Raw genomic sequence first — 11,915 nt, 5'->3', positions numbered from 1 at the left:
GCGCGGCATGAACTTGTGACAAGCGATCATCTGCCTATACGTTCACGGATCAGCGTGGCCTGAGCGTTACCGCCGCGCGGTCCCCGCTGTCTCGTGAAAGGTCGTCGCATGCTCTCCGGGAACGGTCGTCACCGCCGCCCCCGCCAGGCCCCCGCCCTGGTCGTCGCCGCCGGAGTGACCGGCTCCGCCATCGCGATCCCCCTCCTCGGCGCCACCGGCGCCCACGCGGCCGACGGCGCGAACTGGGACCGGGTCGCCGAGTGCGAGACCGGCGGTGCCTGGAGCCAGAACAGCGGCAACGGGTACTACGGCGGCCTCCAGATCTCCCAGGAGGCCTGGGAGCGGTACGGCGGCCTGGAGTACGCGCGGAGCGCCGACCAGGCCAGCCGCTCGCAGCAGATAAGAATCGCCGAGAACATACACGCGGACCAGGGCATCGCCGCCTGGCCGACCTGTGGTCTGCTCGCGGGACTGGGCAACGACTCGGGGGTCCTCGACGGCGGCACCGGTTCGGCCGGTGACGGCTCGTCGGGGAGCGCGGATCCCTCGCAGGCGCCCACCGCTCCGGAGGCGAGTGACCCGTCCGGCACGGCCGACCCGTCCGGTTCCACGGACCCGACCGGCGCGGCCGGTTCGGGCGAGGCGTCCGAACCGGCCGCCGGGGCGTCGCCCTCGTCGTCCCCCTCGCCGACTTCTGACCCCTCGTCGACCGGTCAGGACGAAACGTCCAAGCCGGGCACTTCGGTCGAATCCGATTCCTCGGCGAGCGTCGGCCCGCAGGAATCCGGCAGCCCGTCCACAGGTACCACCAAGACCGATGAAACGGACAAGGTGGGGCAGAGCGACGGTTCTTCGGCGGACGCCGGCAGTGGCGAGTCCGGCGCGGGACGGCACCGCGGCGACAGTGCCGACGAGGGTGCGGCGAGCGGCCGTACGGACGGCCGTGCGGACGCCTCTTCGGGCCGGCACGCCTCGCGCGGTGAGGGTGAGGCGCGGGAGGCCGTGGACGGCTCGTACACGGTCCGTTCCGGCGACAGTCTCTGGGGCATCGCCGACTCCCTTGAGCTCGACGGCGGGTGGCGTTCGCTCTACGCCGGCAACAAGGACGTCGTCGGGTCCGACCCGGACCACATCCTGCCCGGTCAGACGCTCACGGTCACGGGCGAATCGGGCGAAAAGTAGGGGGAGTTCGCGTCACGGTTAGAGGCTGTATGTCCGTTTTGGATCTCGTGAGAGATAGGTCTCAGAAGCCGTGATCGTCTTTGAAAATCCGCGGAGCGCGTGTCTACGGTCATGACCGCTCGCCATCGCGGGCCCCGGCTGCCGCAACGCCGAATCCTGCCAGCGGCCGTACGGGAACAGTCGTCGCTTCGAGCGCCGCAGGCAGGAGCGGGGGACCCAAGGTAAGTGCCGCACCGGGCAGTTGAGCCGGAGCGGCTAGGGGTGGAGCCGAGTTCCGCGAGGAACCCGGCCGGGCAACTCAACCGGCCCGAACCCGACAGCTCACCTCGCAGGCGTCGGTGAGGGGATCAACCATGCTGTTTTCCGGCAAGGGCAAGCACCGCCGTCCGTCCAAGGCCACCCGTATCGTCGCCGTCGCCGGTGTCACCGGTGCCGCCGTCGCCGCCCCGCTGATGGCGGCCGGCAACGCCTCCGCCGCCACCGCGTCCGAGTGGGACGCCGTCGCGCAGTGCGAGTCCGGCGGCAACTGGTCCATCAACACCGGCAACGGTTACTACGGCGGTCTGCAGTTCTCCGCCTCCACCTGGGCCGGCTACGGCGGCACGCAGTACGCCGCGACCGCCGACCAGGCGACCAAGGCGCAGCAGATCGAGATCGCCGAGAAGGTGCTCGCGGGCCAGGGCAAGGGTGCCTGGCCGGTCTGCGGCACCGGCCTGTCGAACGCCGCGTACACCGGCGGCGGCTCCGAGAGCCAGGACAGCGGCTCCTCGCTGAGCCAGGACAGCGGCTCCACCGCCGAGCGCTCCACCGAGCAGAAGGCCTCCCGCTCCGACGAGCGTCCGGCCGCCGAGCCGAAGGCCGACAAGCCCGCCGAGAAGAAGACCGTCACCACCCCGACCGGCAAGAAGGTCGAGAAGGGCGACGGCGAGTACGAGGTCGTCAAGGGCGACACCCTCAGCTCGATCGCCGAGGAGCACGACGTGAAGGGCGGCTGGGCGAAGCTGTTCAAGCTGAACGGCGACATCGTCGACGACGCCGACCTGATCTACCCGGGCCAGCAGCTGCACCTGAAGTAAGCGGCGGCCCCCGCGACTCCCGCCCCGGTGCGTGTTCCCCCGTACGCACCGGGGCGGGTTTTTCACGCCCCGGAGCCATGCGTGATTGCGAACGGATTTTCGGAAACGTCTTTGTTCCGTTCGGAAACAATTTACTCTCGGTTCTGTCCAGCGGGTGGGCGATCGGCTGGCCGATCGCCCGGAGCCGGTTAGGCTCGGTCCCGCAGAGCCGCCGCGGTCCTCGGACCCGCGCGCGTCACACCGAAGCGTCACATTGAAGAAGGAGATGCTCGTGCCGTCCATCGACGTCGTCGTAGCCCGGGAAATCCTGGACTCCCGAGGCAACCCCACGGTCGAGGTCGAGGTCGGCCTCGACGACGGCAGCACGGGTCGTGCCGCCGTTCCCTCCGGTGCCTCCACCGGCGCCTTCGAGGCCATCGAACTCCGTGACGGCGATGCGGGCCGTTACCTGGGCAAGGGCGTCGAGAAGGCCGTCCTCGCCGTCATCGAGCAGATCGGCCCGGAGCTGGTCGGCTACGACGCCACCGAGCAGCGCCTGATCGACCAGGCCATGTTCGACCTGGACGCCACCGACAACAAGGGCTCGCTGGGCGCCAACGCCATCCTCGGCGTCTCCCTCGCCGTCGCCCACGCCGCCTCCGAGGCGTCCGACCTGCCGCTCTTCCGCTACCTGGGCGGCCCCAACGCGCACCTGCTGCCGGTGCCGATGATGAACATCCTGAACGGCGGCTCGCACGCCGACTCCAACGTGGACATCCAGGAGTTCATGATCGCGCCGATCGGCGCGGAGTCCTTCTCCGAGGCCCTGCGCTGGGGCGCCGAGGTCTACCACACCCTGAAGAAGGTCCTGAAGAGCAAGGGCCTGGCCACCGGCCTCGGCGACGAGGGCGGCTTCGCCCCGAACCTCGGCTCCAACCGCGAGGCCCTCGACCTCATCCTCGAGGCGATCAAGGAGGCCGGCTACACCCCCGGCGAGCAGATCGCCCTCGCGCTCGACGTGGCCGCGTCCGAGTTCTACAAGGACGGCGCCTACACCTTCGAGGGCAAGACGCGCTCCGCCGCCGAGATGACCGAGTACTACGCCGAGCTGGTCGAGGCGTACCCGCTGGTCTCCATCGAGGACCCGCTGTTCGAGGACGACTGGGAGGGCTGGAAGGTCCTCACCGACAAGCTCGGTGACAAGGTCCAGATCGTCGGCGACGACCTGTTCGTCACCAACCCGGAGCGCCTGGCCCGCGGCATCGACGAGAACGCCGCCAACGCGCTCCTCGTCAAGGTCAACCAGATCGGTTCGCTGACCGAGACCCTGGACGCCGTGGAGCTGGCCCAGCGCAACGGCTTCAAGTGCATGATGTCCCACCGCTCCGGCGAGACCGAGGACGTCACCATCGCCGACCTGGCCGTCGCCACCAACTGCGGCCAGATCAAGACCGGCGCCCCGGCCCGCTCCGAGCGCGTCGCCAAGTACAACCAGCTGCTGCGCATCGAGGAGATCCTCGACGACGCCGCGGTGTACGCCGGCCGCAGCGCGTTCCCGCGCTTCAAGGGCTGAGCACCACACCCCGGTAGGCAGCGTCGTACGTACGTCCCCGTACTCGGTCCCGTACCGTGTGCGGGGACGTACGCACGTGTGGACTTAAGGCGGGGACAGACATGGCGGTGAAGGACCGGGACCGTTTCTCCACCGCGACCAGGATCCGGATCATCGGGGAACAGACCGCGGCCCGGGTCTACCGCTCGCAGACCAAGCGCCAGGCCCGCCGCTCCCGCCTGACCGGCCGGGCCGCGCTGCTGGCGATGGTGCTCTGCTCGCTCGTCGTCGCGCTCGCCTACCCGATACGGCAGTACGTCGCCCAGCGCGCCGAGATCGCCGACCTCCGGCGGGAGCAGCAGGAGACCCGGGACCGGGTCGAGCAGCTGCGCGACCTCAAGGCGCGCTGGCAGGACGACGCCTTCGCCGAGCAGCAGATCCGGCTGCGGCTGCACTACGTGATGCCGGGGGAGACGGGGTTCATCGTCGTCGACCCGGACGCGGCCCGGCAGGCCCGCGCCGAGGCGGGTGCCGCCGACCGTCCCTGGTACCGGAACGTGTGGGACGGCATCGACAAGGCCGACGCCGCCGCCGACCGGCGGTGAGCCCCGTGCGGGCAGCACAACGACCGCACCGGCCGTGACTCAACAGGAAGACCAGCAGAAGACAGTCATGCAGACTCCCCCGCCGACCACCGAGCGCACCGAGCCCACCGACGCGGACGTCGAGGCGTTCAAGCAGCAGCTCGGACGCCCCCCGCGCGGCCTGCGCGCCATCGCCCACCGCTGCCCCTGCGGCCAGCCGGACGTCGTGGAGACGGCACCGCGGCTGCCCGACGGCACGCCCTTCCCCACGCTGTACTACCTGACGTGCCCGAAGGCGGCCTCCGCGATCGGCACGCTGGAGGCGAACGGCGTGATGAAGGAGATGACCGAGCGCCTGGCAGCCGACCCGGAGCTGGCCGACGCCTACCGGGCCGCGCACGAGGACTACATCCGGCGCCGCGACGAGATCGAGGAGCTGACCGGCTTCCCGAGCGCGGGCGGCATGCCGGACCGCGTGAAGTGCCTGCACGTCCTGGTCGCCCACTCGCTGGCGGCCGGCCCCGGCGTCAACCCGCTGGGTGACGAGGCGATCGCGATGCTGCCCGAGTGGTGGCGCAAGGGGCCGTGCGTGTCGCTCTCCGAGACGTCCGAGGAGTCCGGGGAGGACGCCAAGTGACCCGGGTCGCCGCCATCGACTGCGGTACGAACTCCATCCGCCTGCTGGTCGCCGACGCGCACCCGGAGACGGGCGAGCTGACCGACCTCGACCGCCGCATGACCATCGTGCGGCTCGGACAGGACGTCGACCGCACCGGGCGGCTGGCGCCCGAGGCGCTGGAGCGGACCTTCGCCGCCTGCCGCGAGTACGCCGCCGTCATCAAGGAGCACGGCGCCGAGCGGCTGCGCTTCGTGGCCACCTCCGCCTCCCGGGACGCGGAGAACCGGGACGTGTTCGTGCGCGGGGTGCTGGACATCCTCGGTGTGGAGCCGGAGGTCATCACCGGCGACCAGGAGGCCGAGTTCTCCTTCACCGGGGCCACCAAGGAGCTGGCCGGCCGCGACCACCTCGACAAGCCCTACCTGGTCGTCGACATCGGCGGCGGCTCGACGGAGTTCGTCGTCGGTGAGGACCACGTGCGCGCCGCCCGTAGCGTGGACGTCGGCTGTGTGCGGATGACCGAGCGGCACCTCGTGCACGACGGCACGGTGACCGACCCGCCCACCGGGGCGCAGGTCGCGGCGATGCGGGCCGACATCGAGGCGGCCCTCGACCTCGCCGGGGAGACGGTGCCGCTGCGCGAGGCGCGCACCCTGGTGGGGCTGGCCGGTTCGGTGACGACCGTCTCCGCGATCGCGCAGGAGCTGCCGGAGTACGACTCGGCCGCCATCCACCACTCCCGCGTCTCCCTGGACCGCGTACGGGAGATCAGCGACTGGCTGCTGCGCTCCACCCACGCCGAGCGCGCGGCCGTGCCCTCCATGCACCCCGGGCGCGTCGACGTGATCGGCGCGGGCGCGCTGGTACTGCTGGCGATCATGGAGCGGACGGGCGCGGAGGAGGTCGTGGTGAGCGAGCACGACATCCTCGACGGCATCGCGTGGTCGCTGGCGTAGGCGTCCGCGGTCGCGGTCTGAGCAGTACGGACGACGGTTGAGCGGCTCCCGGGGGGTCCTTCGAGGTCCTTCCGGGCCCTCCGGTGACGTCCTGTCGGGAAACTTCGTGAAGTTCTTCACAAGGAATTGGGCCCGGTCGGGCGGCGAAAGCGTGCCCGTTGACCCTTTTGGGGGTTCAACTGCCCTTTGAACGTGTTCAGGACGGTGTCCCGGCAGGGGCTCGGAGGGGGCCTTCGGCGGACTGGTTCACCGCCCCCGGGGGGTGCGGAGGAGCAGCTCACGCGGCATTGACAACGGAGTGCCGTACACGCTGGTTCCACTGCTCGCCATGATCTCCGTCACTTGGGCGGCGGATGGTAACACAGCCCTCACATGAGCTTGTGAAGGGGCGCACGATCGACCCCCCTGGGGCGGGTGGATACTCGATGGCATGAGCACCACGGAGCGTCCCAGGATCCTCGTAGTAGGCGGTGGGTACGTAGGCCTGTACGCAGCTCGACGCATCCAGAAGAAGATGCGTTACGGCGAGGCGACCGTCACCGTCGTCGACCCGCGGTCGTACATGACCTACCAGCCCTTCCTCCCCGAAGCCGCCGCCGGCAACATCTCCCCGCGGCACGTCGTCGTCCCCCTGCGGCGCGTGCTTCCCAAGGCGGAGGTCCTCACCGGCCGGGTCACCACCATCGACCAGGACCGCAAGGTCGCCACGATCGCCCCGCTGGTGGGCGAGGCGTACGAGCTGCCCTTCGACTACCTGGTCATCGCCATGGGCGCGGTCTCCCGCACCTTCCCGATCCCCGGCCTCGCCGAGCAGGGCATCGGCATGAAGGGCATCGAGGAGTCCATCGGCCTGCGCAACCACGTCCTGGAGCAGCTCGACAAGGCCGACTCCACCACCGACGAGGAGATCCGCCGCAAGGCGCTCACCTTCGTCTTCATCGGCGGCGGCTTCGCCGGCGCGGAGACCATCGGTGAGGTCGAGGACATGGCCCGCGACGCGGCCAAGTACTACAAGAACGTCTCCCGCGAGGACATGCGCTTCGTCCTCGTGGACGCCGCCGACAAGATCCTCCCCGAGGTCGGCCCCAAGCTCGGCCAGTACGGCAAGGAGCACCTCGAGGGCCGCGGTGTCGAGGTCTACCTGTCCACCTCCATGGACTCCTGCGTCGACGGCCACGTGGTGCTGAAGAACGGCCTTGAGGTCGACTCCAACACCATCGTGTGGACGGCCGGCGTCAAGCCGAACCCGGCCCTGTCCCGCTTCGGCCTCCCGCTGGGCCCCCGCGGTCACGTCGACTGCGCGGCCACTCTCCAGGTCCAGGGCACCGACTACATCTGGGCCGCGGGCGACAACGCCCAGGTGCCCGACCTCGTCGGCCGCAAGGCGGGCAACGAGAACGCCTGGTGCCCGCCGAACGCCCAGCACGCGCTGCGCCAGGCCAAGGTCCTCGGCGACAACGTGATCTCCGGTATGCGGGGCTTCCCGCAGAAGGAGTACAGCCACGCCAACAAGGGCGCGGTGGCGGGCCTCGGCCTGCACAAGGGCGTCGCGATGATCGTCATGGGCAAGATGAAGATCAAGCTCAAGGGCCGTCTCGCCTGGTACATGCACCGCGGCTACCACGGCATGGCGATGCCGACCTTCAACCGGAAGATCCGCGTCTTCGCGGACTGGACGCTCGGCATGTTCCTCAAGCGCGAGGTCGTCTCCCTCGGCGCGATGGAGAGCCCGCGCGAGGAGTTCTACGAGGCCGCCAAGCCGGCTCCGGCCGCGCCGAAGGCCGAGCAGAGCGACAAGCCGGCGGCGAAGACCGAGGCCAAGGCATCCTGACCTCCGGTCGCCGCCAGTCGTAGCAGTCCCCCGAAGGGGCCGCCCGCCATCCGTGGTGCGGGCGGCCCCTTCGTGTTGTCCGCGCACACCCGGCGGCAGAACTCGTGGTGCGTACAAGTATTTTGCTGAGTCGTAACGCGCGCCGGGGACTGTGCGGCGGGCTCCCAGGTGTTTACGTGGTGATGGACATTCCGGGATCGCTCGTCACGGAGGTACGCCATGGCTGATGCCGCGCTGCGGCTGCAGAACCTCTTCGAACAGTTGCTGGGAACGCCCCTCCCGGTGCGCATCCGCGCCTGGGACGGTTCACAGGCGGGTCCGCCGGGCGCCCCCACCCTCGTCGTCCGCAACCGCCGGGCCCTGCGCCGGCTGCTGTTCAAACCGGGCGAACTGGGCCTGGCCCGCGCCTGGGTGGCCGGCGACCTCGACATCGACGGAGACCTCTACACCGCCCTCGAACTGATGGCCGGCCTGATCTGGGAGCGCGGCGAGGACGCCCGCACGCTCGCCGGGGCGCTGCGCGACCCCGAGGTGCGGGCCGCCGTGCGCGGTCTGGTGAGGCTCGCCGGCCCGCCGCTGCCGCCCGCCCCGCCGCCGGAGGAGGTCCGCCGGGCCCGCGGCCACCTGCACACCAAGCGCAGCGACCGTCGCGCCATCAGCCACCACTACGACGTCGGCAACGACTTCTACGAGCTCGTCCTCGGCCCCTCCATGGTCTACTCCTGCGCCTACTGGCAGGTCCCGGAGGCCGAGGGCGGCACGCTGGAGGACGCCCAGCGCGACAAGCTCGAACTGGTCAGCCGCAAGCTCGGCCTGAGCCCCGGCGGGCGCCTGCTCGACGTGGGCTGCGGCTGGGGCTCCATGGCGATCCACGCGGCCCGCGAACACGGCGTGAGCGTCGTCGGCGTCACCCTCTCCCAGGAGCAGGCCGCCTACGCCCGCAAGCGGGTCGCCGACGAGGGGCTCACCGACCGGGTGGAGATCCGCGTCCAGGACTACCGGGACGTCGCCGACGGGCCGTACGACGCCATCTCCTCGATCGGCATGGCCGAGCACGTGGGCGCCGAGCGGTACCTGGAATACGCCCTCGACCTGCACCGGCTCCTGAGGCCCGGCGGGCGGCTGCTGAACCACCAGATCGCGCGGCGCCCCCAGCGGGACGAGTCGGCCTACAACGTGGACGAGTTCATCGACGCCTACGTCTTCCCCGACGGCGAACTGGCCCCGCTGGGCACCACCGTGACCCAGCTGGAGCGCGCCGGGTTCGAGGTGCGCGACGTGGAGTCGATCCGCGAGCACTACGCGCTCACCCTGCGCCGCTGGGTCGCCAACCTGGAGTCCGAGTGGGCGGCGGCGCTCCGGCTGGTCAGCCCCGGCCGGGCCCGGGTGTGGCGGCTGTACATGGCCGCCTGCGCGCTCTCCTTCGAGCGCAACCGCATCGGCGTCAACCAGGTCCTGGCGGTGAAGACCCCGGAGGCGGGCGGCTCCGGGCTGCCGTTGCGCGCCCGCACCTGGCACTGACCTCACCCGCGCCCGCGACACCGAAGGGCCCCGCTCCGGGCGGAACGGGGCCCTCCTCGGCCGTCTCGGCCTCCTCGGTCTACTCGGCCTTGATCGCCTGGAGCATGTTCAGCCGTGCCGCCCGCCGGGCCGGCCACAGCGCGGCCAGGACGCCCACGACGGCGGCCAGCAGCAGGAACACGCCCATCCGGCCCCAGGGCAGGACCAGTTCGTACGTCGCGATCGTCGAGCCCATCAGCTCACCGGCCGCCCAGCCGAAGAACACGCCCAGGCCGATGCCGAGCACCCCGCCGAACAGGGAGATCACCAGGGACTCCAGGCGGACCATCCGCTTGATGCCCTTGCGGTCCAGGCCGATGGCCCGCAGCATGCCGATCTCCTGGGAGCGTTCGAAGACCGACATGGCCAGGGTGTTGATGACACCGAGGACGGCCACGATCACCGCCATGGCCAGCAGGCCGTAGAGCATGTTCAGCATCAGCGTGAACATCTTGGCGATCTCGTTGGAGATGTCCTTCTTGTCCTGGATCTTGATCGCGGGGTTGGTGTCGAGGGCCTGCTGCAGGCTGTCCTTGGCGGCCGCGGAGGCGCCGTCGGACATCTTCACCATGACCTGCATGTCGACCGGGTCGCTCAGGTGCGGGGTGAGGACGGAGTTGTCGAGCATGATGCCGCGCAGCATCTCGTTGGCCTCGTAGACGCCCGCCACCGTGAGCTGCTGCTTCTCGCCGTCCTCGTAGGCGACGGTGAAGTCCGAGCCGGCCTTCCAGCCGTTCTCCTTCGCGGTGTCGCCGTCCACGACGACCTTGGTGCCGCCGACCTCGAACGCGCCCTGCTCGACCTTCAGGTCGGTCAGCTCGGTGATCGTGGAGCCGTTGACGCCGGTGAGGTACTCCGTGTCGCCGCCGATACGGGCGGGGGAGTTGCGCAGCGGGCTGACCGCGGTGACGCCGTCGGTCCCGGCCAGCTTCTCGCCGACGTCCGGGGAGAGCCAGTTGCCGTTGGCCATGGAGACCACGTAGTCGGCCTCGATCGCCGCCGACGCCATCTTGTCGATCGACTTCTGCAGGCTGCCGGCCATCACCGTCATGCCGGTGATCAGGGTCAGGCCGATCATCAGCGCGGAGGCGGTGGCGGCGGTGCGGCGCGGGTTGCGCACCGAGTTCTGCCGGGCGAGCTTGCCGGAGACGCCGAACACGCGCAGCACCGGAGCGGCGGCGGCGATCAGCGGGCGGGAGAGCAGCGGCGTCAGGATGAACACGCCGATGATCAGCAGCACCGCGCCCAGACCCATCGGGGCCTGCCCGTCCGTGCCGCCCATGGTGGTCGCCGCGAGGACGACCGCGATGCCGGCGGCCGAGACCAGTGTGCCGAGCGTGTTGCGCAGCACCAGCGACTTGGTCGTCGCCTTGGCGTGCACGCTGCTCATCGCCGCGACCGGCGGGATCTTCGCCGCCCGGCGGCCCGGCAGCCAGGCGGCCAGCATGGTCACCAGGACGCCGACCGCGAGGGCCGCGACGATCGTGCCGGTCGAGACCACCAGCGGCCCGTCGGGCACGACCTCGCCCATCGAGCCCATCAGGGCGCGCATCCCGGCCCCGATGCCGATGCCCGCGAGCAGGCCGGTGACCGCGGCGACCACGCCGACCACGAACGCCTCGATCAGCACCGACCGCGTCACCTGCCGGCGGGAGGCGCCGACCGCCCGCATCAGGGCGAGTTCCTTGGTGCGCTGGGCGACCAGCATGGTGAAGGTGTTGGCGATGATGAAGGTGCCGACGAAGAGCGCGATGCCGGCGAAGACCAGCAGCCCCTGCTTCATGCCGCTCATCGACGCGGCGATCGCCTCCGCCTGGTCGTCGGCCAGCTCCTGGGCGGTGGTGGTCTCGACCAGGCCCTTCGGCAGCGCCTTGTCCAGCTCCGCCTTCAGCGCGGCCTGCGTGACGCCGTCCTTCGCCTTGACGTCGATCTCGTCGTACGTGCCCGCCTTCCCGAAGACCTTCTGCGCGGTCGCGGTGTCGAACAGGGTGAGGCTGCCGCCGGCCGCGACACCGCCGTCGTCGGTGGTGAAGACGCCGACGACCTTCGGAGTGATGACCGGCCCGTCCACGGACATCCGCACGGTGTCCCCGACGCCGTAGCCGGTGCGCTCGGCGGTCTTGGAGTCGATGAGGATCTCGCCCTCGCCCTTGGGGGCGCGCCCGTCGGTCAGCGGGTACCGGGGGTCCTTCTCGCCCCAGTAGTTGCCGCCCTTGGTGCTCCAGCCGTCGCCGATCAGGTCGCCGTCCTTGTCGGCGACCGCGGTGAAGCCGGAGACCACGCCGATGGCGGAGGCGGCGCCCGGCACCCCGGCGCTGTCCTCGACGAGGGCCTGCGTCAGCTCGGGCTGCTCGCCGACCTTGTCGCCCTCGGCCTCCTGGAACTCGGGGGTGACGGCGACGTCGACGTGGTCGAAGCCCTTGGCGGAGCTGTTCTGCAGGGCGTCGGAGATGGTGTTGGTGAAGACCAGGGTGCCCGACACGAACGCCACGCCGAGCATCACGGCGAGCACGGTCATCAACAGCCTGGCCTTGTGCGCGAGAACGTTGCGCAAGGCGGTACGGAACATGGGTCTT

Annotated in this window: 9 protein-coding genes and 1 riboswitch; of the genes, 8 read left to right on the top strand and 1 reads right to left on the bottom strand. The window is 70.5% G+C overall.

Features of this window, described 5'->3' with window-relative positions; all coding sequences use genetic code 11:
* Nucleotides 1–108 precede the first annotated feature (108 nt).
* From AMK11_RS20270 to AMK11_RS20235, 8 genes are all read left to right on the top strand, one after another.
* Entirely contained in the window at nucleotides 109–1,182 is a 1,074-nt protein-coding gene (locus tag AMK11_RS20270; RefSeq protein ID WP_073729232.1) for a transglycosylase family protein, read from the top strand.
* A gap of 183 nt (nucleotides 1,183–1,365) precedes the next feature.
* A riboswitch (cyclic di-AMP (ydaO/yuaA leader) is annotated at nucleotides 1,366–1,532 on the top strand.
* Nucleotides 1,533–1,535: 3 nt separating this feature from the next.
* Nucleotides 1,536–2,258: a LysM peptidoglycan-binding domain-containing protein gene (locus tag AMK11_RS20265; RefSeq protein ID WP_073729230.1), complete on the top strand. Its 723-nt coding sequence runs from the start codon at nucleotides 1,536–1,538 to the stop codon at nucleotides 2,256–2,258.
* A 271-nt stretch (nucleotides 2,259–2,529) separates the two neighbouring features.
* Nucleotides 2,530–3,810 carry a phosphopyruvate hydratase gene (eno, locus tag AMK11_RS20260; protein WP_079187615.1) on the top strand — a complete coding sequence of 427 codons (1,281 nt, stop codon included), beginning with the start codon at nucleotides 2,530–2,532 and terminating at the stop codon, nucleotides 3,808–3,810.
* A gap of 101 nt (nucleotides 3,811–3,911) precedes the next feature.
* Nucleotides 3,912–4,394: an FtsB family cell division protein gene (locus AMK11_RS20255; protein ID WP_073729228.1), complete on the top strand. Its 483-nt coding sequence runs from the start codon at nucleotides 3,912–3,914 to the stop codon at nucleotides 4,392–4,394.
* A 67-nt stretch (nucleotides 4,395–4,461) separates the two neighbouring features.
* Nucleotides 4,462–5,010, top strand: a complete 549-nt coding sequence (locus AMK11_RS20250; protein ID WP_073729226.1) for a DUF501 domain-containing protein — start codon at nucleotides 4,462–4,464, stop codon at nucleotides 5,008–5,010.
* Entirely contained in the window at nucleotides 5,007–5,948 is a 942-nt protein-coding gene (locus AMK11_RS20245; RefSeq protein ID WP_073729224.1) for a Ppx/GppA phosphatase family protein, read from the top strand. The genes AMK11_RS20250 and AMK11_RS20245 overlap by 4 nt, the downstream gene beginning before the upstream one ends.
* Nucleotides 5,949–6,378: 430 nt before the next feature.
* Nucleotides 6,379–7,779, top strand: a complete 1,401-nt coding sequence (locus AMK11_RS20240; RefSeq protein WP_073729222.1) for an NAD(P)/FAD-dependent oxidoreductase — start codon at nucleotides 6,379–6,381, stop codon at nucleotides 7,777–7,779.
* Between the two features lie 219 nt (nucleotides 7,780–7,998).
* Complete coding sequence (locus AMK11_RS20235) at nucleotides 7,999–9,300, top strand: class I SAM-dependent methyltransferase (RefSeq protein WP_073729220.1); 1,302 nt, start codon at nucleotides 7,999–8,001, stop codon at nucleotides 9,298–9,300.
* A gap of 79 nt (nucleotides 9,301–9,379) precedes the next feature.
* Here AMK11_RS20235 and AMK11_RS20230 read toward each other — a convergent pair whose 3' ends face one another.
* Nucleotides 9,380–11,908: an ABC transporter permease gene (locus tag AMK11_RS20230; protein ID WP_073729218.1), complete on the bottom strand. Its 2,529-nt coding sequence runs from the start codon at nucleotides 11,906–11,908 to the stop codon at nucleotides 9,380–9,382.
* Between the last annotated feature and the right edge of the window lie 7 nt (nucleotides 11,909–11,915).

It is taken from the genome of Streptomyces sp. CB02414 (assembly GCF_001905385.1).
Taxonomy (GTDB): domain Bacteria; phylum Actinomycetota; class Actinomycetes; order Streptomycetales; family Streptomycetaceae; genus Streptomyces.
This window is presented reverse-complemented; position numbering and strand designations above follow the sequence as displayed.

Bases quoted from the DNA above. Each gene is read 5' to 3' on its own strand.
- AMK11_RS20250 (WP_073729226.1), top strand. From the start codon at position 4,462: ATGCAGACTCCCCCGCCGACCACCGAGCGCACCGAGCCCACCGACGCG.
- AMK11_RS20235 (WP_073729220.1), top strand. From the start codon at position 7,999: ATGGCTGATGCCGCGCTGCGGCTGCAGAACCTCTTCGAACAGTTGCTG.
- AMK11_RS20255 (WP_073729228.1), top strand. From the start codon at position 3,912: ATGGCGGTGAAGGACCGGGACCGTTTCTCCACCGCGACCAGGATCCGG.
- AMK11_RS20230 (WP_073729218.1), bottom strand. From the start codon at position 11,908: ATGTTCCGTACCGCCTTGCGCAACGTTCTCGCGCACAAGGCCAGGCTG.
- AMK11_RS20270 (WP_073729232.1), top strand. From the start codon at position 109: ATGCTCTCCGGGAACGGTCGTCACCGCCGCCCCCGCCAGGCCCCCGCC.
- AMK11_RS20240 (WP_073729222.1), top strand. From the start codon at position 6,379: ATGAGCACCACGGAGCGTCCCAGGATCCTCGTAGTAGGCGGTGGGTAC.
- AMK11_RS20265 (WP_073729230.1), top strand. From the start codon at position 1,536: ATGCTGTTTTCCGGCAAGGGCAAGCACCGCCGTCCGTCCAAGGCCACC.